Source organism: Streptomyces sp. PL-29, from assembly GCF_058344425.1.
The window spans coordinates 3309480-3326119 of sequence record NZ_CP136996.1 but is presented as its reverse complement, the minus strand read 5'-3'; the positions used below and the strand labels follow the sequence as shown (position 1 = coordinate 3326119).

Below are 16640 nucleotides of genomic sequence, written 5' to 3'. Positions count from 1 at the left end.
CCGGCTGGGGTCCGGTAGCGCGGGCGCCCTCGCGCGCGTCCTGCCTCTTCCGCCTCTTCCCGACCTTGACACCACGGGTAAATCTGACGGACAGTCAGTTATCTTGATGACATGGACGCCGGGAGGCCTGCGCCGTGCACCTCGCCCCGACCGAAGGCCAGTTGCGGCTCCGTGCCGAACTGCGCGCGTACTTCAAGGAACTGCTGCCCGACGGAGTCCCCGAAGATCCGGCCCGTCAGCGCGGACTGCTGCGCCGGATCGGCGCCGACGGACTGCTCGGCCTCGGCTGGCCCGTCGCCTACGGCGGACAGGGCCGCGGGGCGGATGAGCAGTTCGTCTTTTTCGACGAGGCCTACCGGGCCGGCGCTCCCGTCTCCATGGTCACGCTGAACACCGTCGGCCCGACCCTCATGAAGTACGGGACCGAAGAACAGAAGGACTACTTCCTCCCCCGGATCCTCTCGGGCGAGATCGTCTTCGCCATCGGCTACTCCGAGCCCGAGGCCGGCACCGACCTCGCCGCACTGCGCACCCGGGCGGTCCGTGACGGAGCCGACTGGCTGATCGACGGGCAGAAGATCTTCACCTCCAACGCCCAGAACGCCGAATGGATCTGGCTGGCCTGCCGCACCGACCCCCGAGCCCCGAAGCACAAGGGCATCTCGATCATTCTCGTCCCCACCGGCGACCCCGGCTTCTCGTGGACGCCGATCGAAACCGTCGGCGGGCTCACGACCACGGCGACGTACTACGACTCCGTCCGCGTGCCGGCCGGAAACCTCGTCGGCCCCGAACACGGCGGCTGGGAACTGATCACCAACCAGCTGAACCACGAGCGCGTGGCCCTCGCCGCCATCGGCATGCAGGCCGAGGACTTCTACGAGCTCGCCCTCCGGCACGTCCGCACCCCCGACCCGGCCACTGGGGAGCGGCCCGCCGACCTTGCCTGGGTGCGGTCCCGCCTCGCCGAGGCCCACGCCCGGCTGGCGGCCGTACGCCTCCTCAACTGGCGTCTCGTCCAGGACGTGCGCAGCGGAAGCCTCGCCCCCGGTGACGCCAGCGGCGTGAAGTTCCTCGGTACCGAGTCCGCCGTCGAGGTGTACCGGATGTGCCAGGAGGTGGTGGGTGAGGAGGCGCTCGTCCGGGGGCCCGAAGCCTTCGCGGGCGGCGAGCTTGAGCGGATGAACCGGGCCGCGCAGATCAACACCTTCGGCGGCGGGGTGAGCGAGGTTCAGCGGGAGATCGTCGCCATGATGCGGCTCGGGATGAAGGGGAGGAAGCGATGACGGCGGACGCGACCGGTACGGCCGGGGAGGCCGCCCGGTTCCAGGCGCTGCTCGCGGCCTTCGAGGGCGCACCGGCCGCCACCGCCGGCCGCGGCAAGGACCCGGTCAACGAGCCGATGATCCGACATTGGTGCGAGGCGATGGGCGACACCCACCCCGCCTACACCGGGCCGGGCGCCATCGCTCCCCCTACCATGCTCCAGGCCTGGACGATGGGCGGGCTCTCCGGCCACTCCGACCGCTCCTCCGCCTACGACGAGCTCTTCGCGCTCCTCGACGACGCCGGCTTCACCTCCGTCGTCGCCACCGACTGCGAACAGGAGTACTTCCGCCCGCTGCGCTCCGGCGACACGGTCACCTTCGACGCGGTCATCGAGTCCGTGTCGCCGCGCAAGACGACCAAGCTGGGCAGCGGCCACTTCGTGACGACCCGCATGGACATCCGCGCGGGCGGGGAGCCGGTCGGTACCCACCGCTTCCGTGTCCTCAAGTACGCGCCCGCAGGACGGCCGGCGAAGGAGGACGCGCCCCGCGTGAAGACCACCGCGCGGCGCCCCCGCCCCGTGGTCAACCGTGACAACCGGGGTTTCTGGGAAGGCGTCCGGGACCACCGGCTGCTGATCCAGCGCTGTACCTCGTGCGACACCCTCCGCTTCCCCTGGCTCCCCGGCTGCAACACCTGCGCGAGCCCCGAGTGGGACACGGTCGAGGCCTCCGGGGCCGGCACCGTGTTCAGCCACGTCGTCATGCACCATCCGCCGTTCCCGGCCTTCGACCCGCCCTATGCGGTCGCGCTCGTCGAGCTCGCCGAAGGGGTACGCATGATCAGCAACATCACCGGTGTCCCGTACGACAAGGTGCGCATCGGCCTTCCCGTCCAACTGGAGTTCCTGCGCGTCGACGACGACCTGGAACTTCCCGTCTTCCGCGGGAGCGAGGCCTGATGGACTTCCACCCCACCGAGGAACAGGCCGCCGCTGCCGGTCTGGCCGCGCGGATCTTCGCTGACCTCTCCACCCATGAACGCCTCGCCGCCGCCGGCACCGGCAGCGATGCCGAACTGTGGAAGGCCCTCACCACAGCCGGCCTGACGGCCGCGGTCCAGGAGATCGGCCTGCTCGGGCTGGTCCTTCTGCTGGAGGAGCAGGGCCGCACGACGGCCCAGGTCCCCTACGCCGCCACCTGCGTCTACGGAATCCTCCCGGTGGCCGCCCACGGCAGCCCCGAACAGCGTGCCCGCCTCCTGCCCGCGCTCGGCAGCGGGGACACCGTGGCCACCGGAGCCTTCCCCGCCCGCGGCCGGATCACCGCCCGGGGCGGCCGGCTCACCGGGACCGCCCCCACCGTCCCCTGGCTGCGCGACGCCACTCACGTGCTGGTTCCGGATACCGAGCGGGCACTGTGGCTCGTACGGACCGATGCGCCCGGTGTGCGGACGTCACCCGTCGAGACGACCGCGCCCTGGTCGGCGGGCCGACTGGTCCTGAGCGGGGCCGACGCCGAACGCATCGGCATCGAGGGCGCCTACGAGCACAGCCTCGCCGCCGCGCGCACCGCCTTCGCCGGGCTCCAGGCGGGCGTCTGTGCGGGCTCGCTGGCCCGCGCAGTGGAGCACACCTCCTCCCGTGAGCAGTTCGGCCGTCCGCTCTCCACCAACCAGGCGGTCATGCTGCGTGCGGCCGACGCGTACATGGACACCGAGGCGATCCGGGTGACCGCGTACGAGGCGGCCTGGCGTATCGACCAGGGGCTCGCCGCGCACGAGCACGCGCTGACGACGGCCTGGTGGGCTTCCGAGGCGGGCAAGCGCGTCGTACATGCGGGGCAGCACCTGCACGGCGGCATGGGCGCCGATCTGGACCATCCCGTCCATCGGCACTTCCTGTGGGGGCGCCAGCTGGACGCCTACCTGGGCTGCGGCGGCGAGCTGCTGGCCGAGCTGGGAGCTGCGATAGCCGAGGGAGAGCGGGCATGAACGTCGGTGACACGCTGCCGCCCCTGGAGATCGCGGTCACCCGCACCCTGATCGTCGCGGGCGCGATCGCCTCCCGCGATTACCAGGACGTGCACCACGACGCGGCGCTCGCGCGGGAGAAGGGCTCCCCGGACATCTTCATGAACATCCTGACGACCAATGGTCTGGTCGGCCGCTACATCACCGATTGCCTCGGGCCTCGGGCCGTCCTGCGCAAGGTGGCCATCCGCCTTGGCGCCCCCAACTATCCGGGGGACACCATGACTCTCACCGGCACCGTAACGGTCGTGCTCGGCAACACGGTCGAGATCCGGGTCGTAGGAGCCAACGGCCTCGGCCACCATGTGTCGGGCACGGTCACCGCGGAGGTGGCGGCATGAGTGTGCGTAGCCGGGACAAGCTCGGCGGCCGGGCCGCGATCGCCGGCATCGGCGCGACCGAGTTCTCCAAGGACTCCGGCCGCAGTGAGCTCAAACTCGCCGTCGAAGCCGTGCACGCGGCTCTCGACGACGCGGGTCTCACCCCCGCCGACGTCGACGGCATGGTCACCTTCACGATGGACACCAGCCCCGAGATCACCGTCGCCCAGGCGGCGGGCATCGGGGAGCTGTCCTTCTTCTCCCGTATCCACTATGGCGGGGGCGCCGCCTGCGCCACTGTCCAGCAGGCCGCTCTTGCCGTCGCCACCGGGGTGGCGGAGGTCGTCGTCTGCTACCGCGCGTTCAACGAGAGGTCCGGGCGCCGCTTCGGTTCCGGCGTCCAGCAGCGCGAGCCCTCGGCGGAGGGCGCGGCGCTCGGCTGGTCGCTGCCCTGGGGACTGCTGACCCCCGCCTCCTGGGTGGCCATGGCCGCCCAGCGCTACCTGCATACCTACCACCTCACCCCTGAGGCCTTCGGACACGTCGCCGTCACCGACCGCCGCCACGCCGCGAACAACCCCGCCGCCTACTTCCACGGCAAGCCGATCACCCTCGCCGACCACGCCGCCTCGCGCTGGATCGTCGAACCACTGCGGCTGCTGGACTGCTGCCAGGAGACCGACGGCGGCCAGGCCCTCGTGGTCACCACGACCGAACGGGCTCGCACCCTGCGGCACGCCCCCGCCGTGATCACCGCTGCGGCACAGGGAGCCGGACGCCGCCAGGAGGGCATGACCTCCTTCTATCGCGACGACCTGACCAGGCTGCCGGAGATGGACGTGGTCGCGCGCCAGCTGTGGCGCACGAGCGGACTGCGGCCTTCCGACATCGACGTCGGCATTCTCTACGACCACTTCACGCCCTTCGTCCTGATGCAGCTCGAGGGGTTCGGCTTCTGTGAACCCGGTGAGGCCGCCGCATTCGTGGCCGCGGACACTCTCCCGCTGAACACCCACGGAGGCCAGCTCGGAGAGGCGTACCTGCACGGCATGAACGGCATCGCCGAGGCCGTCCGTCAACTGCGCGGCACCTCGGTCAACCAGGTGGCGGATGCCTCACACGCACTCGTCACGGCCGGCACCGGGGTGCCGACGTCCGGGCTGATCCTCGGCGCCGACGGCTGAGACCCCGGTCCCGGCCGGGCCCCCGCCCCCTCCACCTTCAGGGGGTGGGGAGGGCCCCACTCCTACAACCTGAGATGGATCCCCCATCGGCACCTGCGGGCGATTCCAGGAATGGCGGGCGCTCCTAGCGTGGAGACATGACCCCGCCTGTGTGCACGCTCGCCTCGAATCCGACGCCGTACCCGTCGTTCTCGGCGTACGTCCGTACCCGCGGCACGGTCCTGATGCGCACCGCGCGCTCCCTCACCGCCAACCCGTGCGATGCGGAGGACCTGCTCCAGACAGCCCTCGCGAAGACGTACGTGGCCTGGGACCGCATCGAGGACCACCGTGCCCTGGACGGCTACGTCCGGCGGACCCTCGTCAACACCCGCACCTCCCAGTGGCGCAAGCGCAAGGTGGACGAGTTCGTATGCGACGAGCTCCCGGAGGCCGACGGAACCTCTTTCTCCGACCCCGCCGAGACCCAGGCGTTGCGCGACGCGATGTGGCGGGCGGTGACCCGGCTTCCCGACCGGCAGCGGGCCATGGTCGTCCTGCGCTACTACGAGGACTTGAGCGAGGTGCAGACGGCAGAGCTGCTGGGAGTCTCGGTCGGCACGGTCAAGAGCGCCGTCTCCCGCGCGCTGGGCAAACTCCGCGAGGATCCGGAACTCACCCCGGTCCGCTGAGGCGGGCGATGTTTCACGTGAAACCAGAGAATGTTTCACGTGAAACCGGAAGCGGTTTCTACTCCCGGGTAGTGACAGACCGAGCGGTACGTGCGCAGAATCGGCAGCATCCGTAGCCGCCGCAGCGCCGCAGCGCTCACCGGGAGGACGCTTTGCTCAGCACCATGCAGGACGTACCGCTCCTCGTCACCCGCATACTCCGTCACGGGATGACGATCCACGGGAAGTCCCAGGTCACGACCTGGACCGGGGAGGCAGAGCCGCACCGCCGCAGCTTCGCCGAGATCGGCCTCCGCGCCACCCGCCTCGCCGGCGCCCTGCGCGACGAGCTCGGGGTGCAGCAGGACGACCGTGTCGCCACCCTCATGTGGAACAACGCCGAGCATGTGGAGGCGTACTTCGCGATCCCTTCCATGGGTGCGGTCCTGCACACGCTGAACCTGCGGCTTCCCGCGGAACAGTTGGTCTTCATCGTCAACCACGCCGCCGACCGGGTCGTCCTGGTCAACGGCACGCTGCTGCCGCTCCTGGCACCGCTGCTGCCGCATCTGCCGACCATCGAACACGTCGTCGTGACCGGCATCGGCGACCGCTCGGTGCTCGACGGCCTGAACGTGCGTGTCCACGAGTACGAGGAGCTCATCGAGGGCCGCTCCGACAGCTACGACTGGCCGGAGCTGGACGAGCGCCAGGCGGCCGCCATGTGCTACACCTCCGGCACGACCGGGGACCCGAAGGGCGTCGTCTACTCCCACCGCTCCCTCTACCTGCACTCCATGCAGGTGAACATGGCCGAGTCCATGGGGCTGACCGACAAGGACACCACCCTCGTGGTGGTTCCGCAGTTCCACGTGAACGCCTGGGGCCTGCCGCACGCCACCTTCATGACCGGCATCAACATGCTGATGCCGGACCGCTTCCTGCAGCCCGGCCCGCTCGCCGAGATGATCGAGCGGGAGAAGCCCTCGCACGCCGCGGCCGTCCCCACCATCTGGCAGGGGCTGCTGGCGGAGGTCACCGCCCATCCCCGTGACCTGAGCTCGATGAAGCAGGTCACCATCGGCGGAGCGGCCTGCCCGCCCTCCCTGATGGAGGCCTACGACAAGCTCGGGGTCCGCGTCTGCCACGCCTGGGGCATGACGGAGACCTCCCCGCTGGGCACGATGGCGCACCCGCCGGCCGGCCTGAGCGCAGAGGAGGAGTGGCCCTACCGGATCACCCAGGGCCGCTTCCCGGCAGGTGTCGAAGCCCGGCTGGTCGGCCCCGGCGGCGACCTGCTGCCCTGGGACGGCGCGTCGGCCGGCGAGCTCGAAGTACGCGGCAACTGGATAGCGAACGCCTACTACGGCGGTGCCGCCGGCGAACCCTTCCAGCCCGAGGACAAGTTCAGCGCCGACGGGTGGCTCAAGACCGGGGACGTCGGAGTCATCAGCCCGGACGGCTACCTCACCCTCACCGACCGCGCCAAGGACGTGATCAAGTCCGGCGGAGAGTGGATATCGAGCGTTTCGTTGGAGAACGCCCTCATGGCGCACCCCGAGGTCGCCGAGGCCGCGGTGGTCGCCGTCCCCGACGAGAAGTGGGGTGAGCGGCCGCTGGCCACCGTCGTCCTCAAGGACGGCGCGACCGTGGACTACACGGGACTGCGCGAGTTCCTCTCGCAGTCGATCGCCAAGTGGCAGCTGCCGGAGCGCTGGAGCACCGTCGACGCCGTGCCGAAGACGAGCGTCGGCAAGTTCGACAAGAAGGTGATCCGCCAGCAGTACGCGGACGGCGCACTGGAGGTCACCAAGATCGCCTGAGGGGGGTGGCCCCGACGGGGTTTAGCGTGTGAGCCATGGCCGCAGCAGCCTGCTGACTGCGGGCATGGCCAGGTAGGTCATCAGGGTGCTGAAGACGACCGCGAAGGCGGCCGTGCGCAGCACGACGTGCAGATCCACCAGGTACGGCCCGAGCAGCGCGTTGCCCGCGAGCGAGAGGGGGAAGATGGCCAGCCCCGAGCTGATGGCCATCTTCCACCGCGGCGGCGCGGGCCGGGTCGTGCCCGGCTTGGCGAACCACGTCTCCATTCCGTGCAGTTCCCGCCGGGCTATCTCCGTATGGTGGTGGCCCAGGCAGTTGGAGAACCACTGGGCCCGTTCCGGAGAGTCCTGCCAGCGCTGGAAGGCGGCCTGGTTGCGGAAGCGGTGGACCAGGAACCACGGCCCGCCCTCGGTCGCCGGGCGGAAGAGCCCGTAGCCCAGATGGTCCGGGAAACCGGCTGCCGTCTCCAAGATCCCGTGCGCCCAGGCCTCGAACGCCTCCTCGTGCCCGGGCTCGACCTGTCGTGCGATGAGAAGGTTCACCTCCCCGTTGTCGGCGGGGACGGTGTGCTCGGTCGTGTGGATGATGGCCATCGGGCCAGGATCGCTAGTTGGTGCCGATCTTGGCCAGCAGGTCCACGATGCGGCCCTGCACGTCTGCCGTGGTGGCCCGCTCGGCGAGGAAGAGCACGCTCTCGCCCGAGGCCAGCCTCGGAAGTTCGGCCGGCTCGATGCCGGTCGCCGTGTAGACGACCAGTGGGGTGCGGTTCAGCTGCCCGTTGGCCCGTAGCCAGTCCACGATCCCGGCCCGCCGACGGCGCACCTGCATCAGGTCCATGACCACCAGGTTGGGCCGCATCCGCGTCGCCAGTTCCACGGCGTCGGTGTCCGCGCCCGCCCGGGCGACCTGCATGCCGCGCCGCTCCAGGGCAGCCGCGAGCGCGGTCGCGATCTCGTCCCGCTCCTCGATCAGCAGCACGCGGGAGGGGTGCTGTTCGCTGTCGCGCGGCGCCAGTGCCTTGAGCAGCACGGCCGGATCGGCGCCGTACGCGGCTTCCCGCGTGGCCTGCCCCAGCCCGGCCGTGACCAGTACGGGCACCTCGGCGGCCACCGCAGCCTGCCGCAGCGACTGCAGAGCGGTCCGGGTGATCGGCCCGGTCAGCGGGTCGACGAACAGTGCGGCCGGGAAGGCGGCGATCTGCGCGTCCACCTCCTCGCGGGAGTGCACGACCACCGGCCGGTAGCCGCGGTCGCTGAGCGCCTGCTGCGTCTGGACGTCGGGCGCCGGCCACACCAGGAGCCGGCGCGGGTTGTCCAGTGGCTCAGGCGGCAGTTCGTCGTCCACGGGCTGCGGTACGGGCCGGTTGACCACCTCGACCGCACCGCCCGGGCCGTCCAGCGGCTCGGGGCCCTCGTCGGAACCCGCCTCCGGGGCACCTATGGCGAAGGCCCGCCCCTGCGGGCTGGGCTCGGCGAGCCGACGACGGCGGCCGGAGCCGGAACCCGCGGCAGGGGCCGCTCCGGCGGGATCGACGGCGATGCCCTGGCCGAGGGTGCCCAGAGCCCGCACGCTGATCGGCTGCGCGGACTGCCCCTGCACCGGGGCGTCCTGCGGCCGGCGTGCTCCGGGGACCGCGACCTGGCCGGAGGCCCCGTCCTCCTCGGCAGCGGTACGGCCCGGAACCGGCCACGCGGGGGCACCGGCCAGCGCGCGCCGACGCCCGGTCGGGTTCTCGGCAGGCACGTCGGACGCTGCGGCGGCCGGGGCCTCGGGCTCGGTACCGGGGGCTCCCAGGGCCCTGCGGCCACGCCGCCCCGCCGGCGCCGCGGCATCGGACCCACCCTCGCCCTCGGAGGCAGCGGCAGCCGGGCTGGCGGCTGCCGGGCCGGAGTCTGCGGGAGCAGGTGCGGCGGGGGGCACCGGGGCCGGGCCGGCGGGCAGCGCGAAGCCGCCCTCCGGGGCGATGGGCCGAGCCGGAGCGGGCGTCGGGCCGAGCCCCGTCGCGGGGACGGGACCGCCGGGCTGGGCCGGACCGGCCTGCCCCAGCGCACGCCGCCGGCCGGCCGGGTGCTCGGTCACCGGAACCGGAGGTACTGCGGGCACGGGCGGTAGCGCCGGCATGGCGTTGCCCTGCGGTGCCACGGGCCGACCGGGGCCGCTCTGGCCCTCGGGAGCGCCGCTCTCGCCACTGTCGTCACCGGCCCGGCCGCGCCTGCGTCCGGTACCGAGGCCCGCGGGATTCACCGGGGACTGCGCCAGCTCGGGACCCGGCTGCGGCGTGGCCTCGGCCGCTCGCCGCCGGCCCGAGGGCAGCGCGAGAGCGCCTCCGCCCGCCCCGTCCTGCGCGGCCCCGCGGCCCGGGGCCTCGTCCTCCAGGAAGGCGTCCACTCCGCGCCGGCCCCGCCGGCCGCCGGAGACCTTCCCGGGGGCGGCGCCCCCGGCCGTTCCGGAGCCGTCCGGCCCGGCGCCCCCCGCGGGCTCCTCCGGCGGCTCGGGCAGGGTCACCGTCCCGGCCCCCGCGCCGAGCGGGAGTTCCAGGACGTAGGCACCGCCGGGTGCGCCCGGCACCTCCACCGTCTGCAGCACACCGCCGTGCGCGGCCACGATGCCCCTGACGATCGGCTCGTGGACCGGGTCGCCGCCCTCGTAGGGACCGCGCACCTCGATCCGTACGACGTCGCCGCGCTGCGCGGCGGCCACCACGATCGTCGAATCGCTGTATCCGCTGCCCTGACGGGTCTTGCCGGTGGCGTCCACGCCGGCGACGTCCGCCACCAGGTGCGCGAGGGCGGTCGAGATCCGCTCCGCGTCCACCTCGGCCTCGATGGTGGGCGCGTGGACGGCGAACTGGGCCCGACCGGGGCCGATCAGCTCGACGGCACCGTCGACGCCGGCCGTGACCACGCCGTTGATGAGGACCTTCTTCTTCGAGAGCTTGTCGCGGCCGGCGTCCAGGCGTTGGAAGCCGAGCACGTTGTCCACCAGGGTGGTCATCCGGGAGTACCCGGCGGCCAGGTGGTGCAGGAGCTGGTTGGCCTCCGGCCACAGCTGTCCGGCGTCGTCGGCGGCCAGGGTCGCCAGCTCGCCGCGCAGCTCGTCCAGCGGGCCGCGCAGGGAGTCCCGGAGGACGGCGATCAGCTGCGCGTGCCGCGCGGCCAGGGCGTCGTAGGGCCGGCGGTCCGTGAAGGTCATGACGGCGCCCACGAGCTGCTCCCCGTCCCGTACGGGAGAGGTGGTCAGGTCGACGGCGACCGGCTGCCCGGCCTTGTTCCACAGCACCTGCCCGCGCACGCGGTGCTTGCGTCCGCTGCGCAGGGTGTCGGCGAGCGGGGACTCCTCGAACGGGAAGGGCGAGCCGTCGGCGCGGGAGTGCTGGACCAGGCCGTGCAGTTCGCGGTTGCCGAGGTCGGTGGCGCGGTAGCCGAGGATCTGGGCGGCCGCCGGGTTGACGAGTACGACGCGGCCGTCGGTATCGGTGCCCACGACGCCCTCGGCGGCGGCGCGCAGGATCATCTCGGTCTGCCGCTGGGACCGGGCCAGCTCGGCCTCGGTGTCGACGGTCTCGGAGAGGTCACGGACCACGAGCATCAGCAGCTCGTCACCGGTGTAGGCGGGTTGCGGCTCGCGGTAGGCGTCGCGGCCGTCAAGGTGGGCGCTGGTGACCTCGACGGGGAACTCGGAGCCGTCGGTGCGGCGGGCGATCATCCGCTTGGGCTTGGTGCGGCCGCCGGTGTCCTCGCCGGGCCGACGCATGGAGCCGGGGATCAGCTTGGAGTCGAACTCGGGTAGGAGGTCGAGCAGGCCTCGGCCGACCAGTCCGGTGCCGGGGCTCTCCATGACCTCGAGCGCGATCGAATTGGCGTTGACGACCGTGCCGTTGGCGTTGACGAGCAACAGCGCGTCCGGAAGGGCGTCGAGTATTGCTGCGAGGCGAGCAGCGCCTCGGGATGGCCTGCTGCTCACGACGAGCTTCCTCCCTGACCAACGACTACCGGCAAGTCACGGGAGGAGTCTAAGGCCACAGGCTCGCGGCGGGGTGGCCGATGTGGGGCCGGCAACGCCGCTTCCGGGCATCCTCCCAGGTCAGGAACGCCCACTCGGAAGCAGAGGTTCCAACTCGTCCCAGCGCTTGATTTCGCATCCGTCCGTCCGCCGGAAGGTGGCGTTCACCTTGCGTCCGTTCCATGTTCCGGTGACGCGTGCGGTGGCGGGGCCGCCGTACTGCTTGGTGCAGATCTGGTCCGGGGATACGGGGGCGAAGGGGTTGCGCCCCTCCCTGGCGAACTGGTCCAGTCGGGCGCAGGCGCCCTCGGCCTCCGGGTGGTCGCCGCCGACGGGGCCGCATTCGAGCGTGTACTCGCGGTCCAGCTGGCGGTTGCCGGTGTCGGCCATGGTCATGGTCAGCCGGTCGGGCGGGGCCAGCAGCTGTCCCAGGGGCAGTGGGGGCAGCGGCCCGGCGGCCGCGGTGGCCAGGGCCGAGGTGACGGCGAAGGCGGCGAGACGCAGCATGGGGCACTCCAGGTCGTCCGGACGTCGTACGCCTGACCAACGACGTGAGCGCGCCGATGTTGCGTGCGGCGGGGTCTTTAAGGCTTTGCCCTCGGCCCGCCCCGCCTAGTACCGTGGGAGCGGATTGGTGAGGGGCCCCGCGCCTGTGTCATCATCTGCACGCACCTTCGTACGCGAGGGTGTGCTGGAGGCGTCGCCTAGTCCGGTCTATGGCGCCGCACTGCTAATGCGGTTTGGGTCTTACCACCCATCGAGGGTTCAAATCCCTCCGCCTCCGCAGTTCATCGAAGCCCCGGTCCGTCAGGACCGGGGCTTCGATGCGTTCCGTGGCCTTCGCGCCGACCGGGGCGTTTCTGTGCGCTGCCGTGCGCTCTTCCGGCGCGCCGCACCCTTGACCGCTCCTTGCGCCGACCCGTGTGGATGATCTTCGGTGGGAGTGTTTTCCCAGGTCAGGAGTGGTTTGGGTAATGGATTTCGCGTCCCGGCGAGGTCCATGTATTGTTGTTCTCGCAAGGCCAACGGGGCGAAAAACCCCGGGAAGCCCAAGCACTCGTAGCTTAACGGATAGAGCATCTGACTACGGATCAGAAGGTTGCAGGTTCGAATCCTGCCGAGTGCACAGCAGACCAGAGGCCCCGGACGAAAGTCCGGGGCCTCTGGCGTATGCCCAGGAGATGTCGGGCGGGATGTCCTCCTTGCTGGGGAGGAGGTCCCCCGGAAGATGTCAGGGGCAGGATGGCTCTGGCGGGGGACGCCGGTGACCCGGCGGCGTCGGTACGGTTCTTGCAGATCGTCCGAGGCTGGAAAACGGGGGCAATCATGGGACTGTTCGGGAATGCGCACACCGTCGACCCCGTGTCGGCGCAGCGGGACTACGCGCGGCTGCTGGGGCAGGGGGAGCAGGTGCACGCGGCCTTCCTGCTGATCCGGGACACGATCCTGTTCACCGACCGGCGGCTGGTGCTCGTGGACAAGCAGGGGCTCACGGGCAAGAAGGTGGAGTACCACTCCGTCCCGTACCGGAGCATCACGCACTTCTCCGTGGAGACGGCCGGCCACTTCGATCTGGACGCCGAGCTGAAGATCTGGATATCCGGCAGCTCGACGCCGATCGAGAAGACCTTCACCAAGGGTGTCGACATCTACGAGGTGCAGGCGATCCTGACGCAGTTCGTCGCCCGGTAGCCGCCCGGCCGGCCTCAGAGGACCCGGGGGAGGCCGGTCACCGACATCACCAGTGAGTAGAGGGAGGTGGTGGCGGTGATGAAGAGGCGGTTGTTCTTGGGGCCGCCGAAGGCGATGTTCGAGACGGGCTCGGGGATGCGCAGTCGGCCGATCAGGGTCCCGTCCGCGGCATAGCAGTGGACGCCGTTCTCCATCGCGGCCGCCCAGAGCCGGCCCTGGTCGTCGAAGCGGATGTTGTCGATGCCGGGGCAGGTGGTGAAGACCCGGTCGTCGGTGAGGGTGCCGTCGTCGGTGACCTTGAAGGCGCGGATGTGGCCCGCCCTGGTGTCCGCGGCGTACAGCTCGTTCTCGTCGGCGGAGAAGACGAGGCCGTTGGGGCCGAGGAAGCCGTCGGCGACGATGCGCACCTCGCCGGTCGAGGGGTCGGCTCGGTAGAGGTTGCAGGCGCCGATCTCGCTGGATGCGCGATGGCCCTCGTAGTCGGTGGTGATGCCGAAGTCGGGGTCTGAGAACCAGACGGAGCCGTCCGATCGAACCACCGCGTCGTTCGGGCTGTTGAGTCGTTTGCCTTCGAAGCGGTCGGCGATGACGGTGATGCTGCCGTCGGGCTCGGTGCGGGTCACGCGCCGGTTGCCCTGTTCGCACGAGATCAGGCGGCCTTCGCGGTCGAGGGTGTTGCCGTTGGAGTGGCCGGCGGGTGAGCGGAAGACGGAGACCGCCCCGGTCGCTTCGTCCCAGCGCAGCATCCGGTCGTTGGGGATGTCGCTCCAGACGAGTTGCCGCCAGGCCGGCAGGTACAGCGGGCCCTCTGCCCAGCGGCAGTCGTCGTAGAGCCGGTCCAGCCGGGCGTCGCCGTGGGTGCAGCGGCCGGTCGTGAAGCGTTCGTCCAGAATTTCGTACAAGGTGAGGTCGGCTATGGCAGACATGATTCTCCCTGAGAGAAGATTGCCGAATTTTGTTCGGTCTGATGGTGAGATTGCAGGAACAGGTACCGTCTTCGCAAGGGTTGTCAGGCCCAAGAGAGGAAGATTGCGTGGACGACATCGACCGGGCGCTCGTCCTGCGCCTGCAGCAGGACGCCGGGCAGTCCTACGCGGCCCTCGGCACGGCCGTCGGGCTTTCTGCCGGGGCCACCCATGAGCGGGTACGCAAACTGCGCGAGCGCGGGGTGATCCGGCGGACCACCATCGATGTGGACCCGACCGCCGTCGGCAGCGGGGTCCTCGCCTACGTGATGGTCGACGCCAACGCCTGGATGGGAGAGTCCGCGGAAGCCTTCGCCGCGATCCCGGAGATCCAGGAGGCGCACATCATCGCGGGCAGCGCGTCGGTGCTGGTGAAGGTCCGCACGGCCTCGACCGAGCAGTTGCAGGACGTCCTGCGCCGCCTCTACGCCATCGACGGCGTCAGCGGTACGCACGCGACCGTCGTCCTGGACACCTTCTTCGAGCGGCCGCTCCCGCTGTGACCTGGTGGTGCACCGGGATCCGGTGGAAGGGGTCCGGGCCCGTCATCGGCTGGTACGGCCAAGGGAGAGGTGAGCGCGCGAGCGCGCTGGAGTACGGGCAGCTGTTGGCCTTCGTCGCACGCGGGGAACGGCACTGCCTCGGCGTGTGGAGGGCCGGGAAGCGGACGCCCTGTCCGGCCTCCGCCACCGTTCCCGGGACTGGAGGCGGTGCGCAGTGCCCCGAATGCGCCCGCCTCGACCGGTCGTTCTCCGTGGCGGCCGACACCAACGCCGCCGATCCGCGGACCTACCGGGTCTATCTGGCCTGGTTCGGCCCCGGCCTGGTCAAGGTCGGGATCACCGCCGAGGAGCGCGGCCGTGCCCGGCTGCTGGAGCAGGGTGCGATGTCGTGGACCTGGCTGGGACGCGGGCCGCTGATGGCGGCCCGGCGTACCGAGGAGCTGTTGCGGGCGGCGCTCGGGGTGCCCGACCGGATCCCGTACGCGCGCAAGCGCGCCGTACGGGCTCATCTGCCCGGCGCGCCGGAGCGGGCGCGGGAGGTCGCAGAGCTGCACGGCCGGGCTGTGGCCCTGGCCGGGTGGCCGGAGTCCCTGAAGCGGCTGGGATGTGAAGTCTCCGACCATGCAGCGGTGTTCGGGATGGACGACTGGCAGGGGCGCCCGTCCCCGGACCGGGTGGTCGCGCAGATGACGGCCGACGGGGCCGTCGTGGGGCGGCTGGTCGGTGCCGCCGGGCCCGATCTGCACGTCGAGGACGGTTTGGTGGTCGACACCCGGCTGTTGGCCGGCTGGGAGCTCGCCGCACCGTGCGAGGGGGCGGTGACCTCGGTTCCGGTTGTACAGATCCCGCCCGCAGGAGCCCCGCCCGCGGAGCAGGACGGGCTGTTCTGATGTCCTGGCCGGGGAACCAGGAGGGCCGGTACACGGCCATGTCCCGGATCTCCTGGATCCTCCGTGCCGATCCGGTGGACACGCCGGGGGCGCTCCGCAGAGGGTGGTGAGCATGACCCTCCAGCCCCCGGGAGCCTTCGAACCGCCCAGTGCCATGGCCGTTCCCCGTGGCCTCCGCACCGAGATCGTCCAGGCCGTCCCCGGCTGCCTCGGCCACGCGTCCGCGCGCACTGCCGAGGGCCCGGCCCGCACCGCCGCCTCCTTCCTGGGCCGCGGGTCCCTCGCCGTCCGGCGAGAGGAGCCGGAGCACCGGAAGGCCGGGAGCACGGGCCGCGCCGACTGGCAGGAGAGCCGCACCCCGCGCATCGCCACCGTCGAGCGGAGCCACGGCTGTGTCCGCAACGGCTGACGCGGTCCGCGTCTTCCGACAGAGGCTCGGGCTGCCCGGACTGGTCGACGTCCACACGCACTTCATGCCCGAGCGGGTCCTGGAGAAGGTGTGGGACCACTTCGATGCGATCGGCCCCCTGACCGGCGTCGAGTGGCCCATCACCTATCGCCATGAGGAGGAGCAGCGCGTCGCGCTCCTGCGGGATTTCGGGGTCCGAGCCTTCACTTCCATGCTCTACCCGCACAAGCCGGAGATGGCCGCCTGGCTCAACGCCTGGTCCGCCGCGTTCGCGGCCCGCACACCCGACTGCCTGCACACCGCCACCTTCTTCCCGGAGCAGGGGGTGGACGCGTACGTCCACCAGGCAGTGGAGGCAGGTGCCCGGGTGTTCAAGGCACACCTCCAGGTCGGCGGCTACGACCCGAACGACCGCCTGCTCGACCCGGTCTGGGGGCTGCTGGCCGAGGCCGATATCCCCACGGTGATCCACTGCGGCTCCGGTCCCGTCCCCGGCAGGTACACCGGCCCCGCCCCGGTCGCCCGGCTGCTGGACCGCCATCCCCGGCTGCCGTTGATCATCGCGCATATGGGCCTGCCCGAGTACGCGGACTTCCTCGACCTGGCCGACCGCCATCCGACGGTGCGCTTTGACACCACCATGGCCTTCACCGACTTCTCCGAGCGGTTCGGCGGGTTCCCGCCCGCGGACCTCGGACGGCTCGCGGACCTCGGCGACCGGATCCTGTTCGGGACCGACTTCCCGAACATCCCCTACCCGTACGAGCACCAGCTCGCCGCCCTCGAACGACTGGGCCTGGGCGACCCCTGGCTACGGGCGGTCTGCCACGACAACGGCGCCCGGCTGTTCCGGCTCGACGGCTGACCCGCCCCCACCACCCGCCCGCTCCCCCGACGGGCG

General features: G+C 71.2%; 16 protein-coding genes and 2 tRNA genes. 14 read left to right on the top strand and 4 right to left on the bottom strand.

The features are described 5' to 3' along the window. The first annotated feature begins 134 nt into the window (after nt 1-134). From R4Z63_RS15230 to R4Z63_RS15200, 7 genes are all read left to right on the top strand, one after another. Nucleotides 135-1286 carry an acyl-CoA dehydrogenase family protein gene (locus R4Z63_RS15230; protein ID WP_384445781.1) on the top strand — a complete coding sequence of 384 codons (1152 nt, stop codon included), beginning with the start codon at nt 135-137 and terminating at the stop codon, nt 1284-1286. Further along, nucleotides 1283-2230, top strand: coding sequence for a bifunctional MaoC family dehydratase N-terminal/OB-fold nucleic acid binding domain-containing protein (locus R4Z63_RS15225; protein WP_384445779.1), 948 nt, complete (start codon nt 1283-1285; stop codon nt 2228-2230). Before R4Z63_RS15230 ends, R4Z63_RS15225 begins: the two co-directional genes overlap by 4 nt. Then, the gene (locus R4Z63_RS15220) at nt 2230-3261 is read left to right on the top strand and encodes an acyl-CoA dehydrogenase family protein (protein ID WP_384445777.1); all 1032 of its coding nucleotides are present in this window, start codon (nt 2230-2232) and stop codon (nt 3259-3261) included. The genes R4Z63_RS15225 and R4Z63_RS15220 overlap by 1 nt, the downstream gene beginning before the upstream one ends. After that, complete coding sequence (locus tag R4Z63_RS15215) at nt 3258-3641, top strand: MaoC family dehydratase (protein ID WP_384445775.1); 384 nt, start codon at nt 3258-3260, stop codon at nt 3639-3641. The genes R4Z63_RS15220 and R4Z63_RS15215 overlap by 4 nt, the downstream gene beginning before the upstream one ends. Then, the gene (locus tag R4Z63_RS15210; protein ID WP_384445773.1) at nt 3638-4804 is read left to right on the top strand and encodes a lipid-transfer protein; all 1167 of its coding nucleotides are present in this window, start codon (nt 3638-3640) and stop codon (nt 4802-4804) included. The genes R4Z63_RS15215 and R4Z63_RS15210 overlap by 4 nt, the downstream gene beginning before the upstream one ends. Nucleotides 4805-4941: 137 nt before the next feature. Beyond that, complete coding sequence (locus R4Z63_RS15205) at nt 4942-5475, top strand: SigE family RNA polymerase sigma factor (RefSeq protein WP_037920174.1); 534 nt, start codon at nt 4942-4944, stop codon at nt 5473-5475. A 152-nt stretch (nt 5476-5627) separates the two neighbouring features. Further along, the gene (locus R4Z63_RS15200; protein WP_384445771.1) at nt 5628-7277 is read left to right on the top strand and encodes a long-chain fatty acid--CoA ligase; all 1650 of its coding nucleotides are present in this window, start codon (nt 5628-5630) and stop codon (nt 7275-7277) included. A 21-nt stretch (nt 7278-7298) separates the two neighbouring features. On the opposite strand, the gene R4Z63_RS15195 is transcribed toward R4Z63_RS15200, so the two are convergent. The 3 genes from R4Z63_RS15195 to R4Z63_RS15185 form a co-directional block, all read right to left on the bottom strand. Beyond that, entirely contained in the window at nt 7299-7871 is a 573-nt protein-coding gene (locus R4Z63_RS15195) for an antibiotic biosynthesis monooxygenase (RefSeq protein WP_384445769.1), read from the bottom strand. Nucleotides 7872-7884: 13 nt separating this feature from the next. After that, on the bottom strand, nt 7885-11241 hold the full coding sequence (locus R4Z63_RS15190) for a response regulator (protein ID WP_384445767.1): 3357 nt from the start codon (nt 11239-11241) through the stop codon (nt 7885-7887). Nucleotides 11242-11361: 120 nt separating this feature from the next. Further along, nucleotides 11362-11787, bottom strand: a complete 426-nt coding sequence (locus R4Z63_RS15185) for an SSI family serine proteinase inhibitor (RefSeq protein ID WP_037920168.1) — start codon at nt 11785-11787, stop codon at nt 11362-11364. Between the two features lie 186 nt (nt 11788-11973). Here R4Z63_RS15185 and R4Z63_RS15180 point away from each other — a divergent pair. From R4Z63_RS15180 to R4Z63_RS15170, 3 genes are all read left to right on the top strand, one after another. Further along, nucleotides 11974-12064, top strand: a tRNA-Ser gene (locus R4Z63_RS15180). A gap of 269 nt (nt 12065-12333) precedes the next feature. Then, nucleotides 12334-12406 (top strand) — tRNA-Arg (locus R4Z63_RS15175). 200 nt (nt 12407-12606) lie between these two features. Next, nucleotides 12607-12972, top strand: coding sequence for a PH domain-containing protein (locus tag R4Z63_RS15170; protein WP_030839590.1), 366 nt, complete (start codon nt 12607-12609; stop codon nt 12970-12972). Nucleotides 12973-12986: 14 nt separating this feature from the next. Here R4Z63_RS15170 and R4Z63_RS15165 read toward each other — a convergent pair whose 3' ends face one another. Continuing rightward, complete coding sequence (locus R4Z63_RS15165) at nt 12987-13898, bottom strand: SMP-30/gluconolactonase/LRE family protein (RefSeq protein WP_384445764.1); 912 nt, start codon at nt 13896-13898, stop codon at nt 12987-12989. A 107-nt stretch (nt 13899-14005) separates the two neighbouring features. On the opposite strand from R4Z63_RS15165, the gene R4Z63_RS15160 reads away from it, so the two are divergent. The 4 genes from R4Z63_RS15160 (at nt 14006) to R4Z63_RS15145 (ending at nt 16604) form a co-directional block, all read left to right on the top strand. Beyond that, the gene (locus tag R4Z63_RS15160) at nt 14006-14440 is read left to right on the top strand and encodes an Lrp/AsnC family transcriptional regulator (RefSeq protein WP_037920164.1); all 435 of its coding nucleotides are present in this window, start codon (nt 14006-14008) and stop codon (nt 14438-14440) included. Beyond that, on the top strand, nt 14437-15330 hold the full coding sequence (locus R4Z63_RS15155) for a DUF2797 domain-containing protein (protein WP_384445761.1): 894 nt from the start codon (nt 14437-14439) through the stop codon (nt 15328-15330). Before R4Z63_RS15160 ends, R4Z63_RS15155 begins: the two co-directional genes overlap by 4 nt. A 112-nt stretch (nt 15331-15442) precedes the next feature. Then, entirely contained in the window at nt 15443-15739 is a 297-nt protein-coding gene (locus R4Z63_RS15150; RefSeq protein WP_384445759.1) for an antibiotic biosynthesis monooxygenase, read from the top strand. Beyond that, complete coding sequence (locus R4Z63_RS15145; RefSeq protein WP_384445757.1) at nt 15723-16604, top strand: amidohydrolase family protein; 882 nt, start codon at nt 15723-15725, stop codon at nt 16602-16604. The genes R4Z63_RS15150 and R4Z63_RS15145 overlap by 17 nt, the downstream gene beginning before the upstream one ends. The last annotated feature ends 36 nt before the right edge of the window (nt 16605-16640 follow it).

Bases quoted from the DNA above. Each gene is read 5' to 3' on its own strand.
- R4Z63_RS15225 (WP_384445779.1), top strand. From the start codon at position 1,283: ATGACGGCGGACGCGACCGGTACGGCCGGGGAGGCCGCCCGGTTCCAG.
- R4Z63_RS15220 (WP_384445777.1), top strand. From the start codon at position 2,230: ATGGACTTCCACCCCACCGAGGAACAGGCCGCCGCTGCCGGTCTGGCC.
- R4Z63_RS15215 (WP_384445775.1), top strand. From the start codon at position 3,258: ATGAACGTCGGTGACACGCTGCCGCCCCTGGAGATCGCGGTCACCCGC.
- R4Z63_RS15210 (WP_384445773.1), top strand. From the start codon at position 3,638: ATGAGTGTGCGTAGCCGGGACAAGCTCGGCGGCCGGGCCGCGATCGCC.
- R4Z63_RS15205 (WP_037920174.1), top strand. From the start codon at position 4,942: ATGACCCCGCCTGTGTGCACGCTCGCCTCGAATCCGACGCCGTACCCG.
- R4Z63_RS15195 (WP_384445769.1), bottom strand. From the start codon at position 7,871: ATGGCCATCATCCACACGACCGAGCACACCGTCCCCGCCGACAACGGG.
- R4Z63_RS15185 (WP_037920168.1), bottom strand. From the start codon at position 11,787: ATGCTGCGTCTCGCCGCCTTCGCCGTCACCTCGGCCCTGGCCACCGCG.
- R4Z63_RS15170 (WP_030839590.1), top strand. From the start codon at position 12,607: ATGGGACTGTTCGGGAATGCGCACACCGTCGACCCCGTGTCGGCGCAG.
- R4Z63_RS15165 (WP_384445764.1), bottom strand. From the start codon at position 13,898: ATGTCTGCCATAGCCGACCTCACCTTGTACGAAATTCTGGACGAACGC.
- R4Z63_RS15150 (WP_384445759.1), top strand. From the start codon at position 15,443: ATGACCCTCCAGCCCCCGGGAGCCTTCGAACCGCCCAGTGCCATGGCC.